We start from the raw sequence: 447 nt of genomic DNA on the forward strand, positions 1-447 counted from the left end.
GTCTGATTCTCACACTCGGACAGGGCATTTCGTGTTTCCCGCGCCGTATCGGGCCCAGGTTTTTCCACCTGGATCGGTGGATTCAGGTTGAGCCGTTGAGGAGCGGAGCGACGAGGCGTGTCGAAACCTCTGTCGGCCGAGCTCGCCGGCGTGACCGTCTTGGTGGTGGTTACGCACCCGATGTGGGTTGCGGAGATTTCGACACGGGTCCTCGCTTCGCTCGGTCCCGGCTCAATCATCGTTCGGGGGTCCTCGCTTCGCTCGGTCCCGGCTCAATCAGCAAGAGGCGGTTGGTGGTTGAGCTGTTGAGGAGCGGAGCGACGGGGCGTGTCGAAACCTCTGTCGGCCGAACTCGCCGGCGTGACCGTCTTGGTGGTGGTTACGCACCCGATGTGGGTTGCGGAGATTTCGACACGGGTCCTCGCTTCGCTCGGTCCCGGCTCAATC

This window comes from Gordonia sp. NPDC003376 (assembly GCF_053589235.1).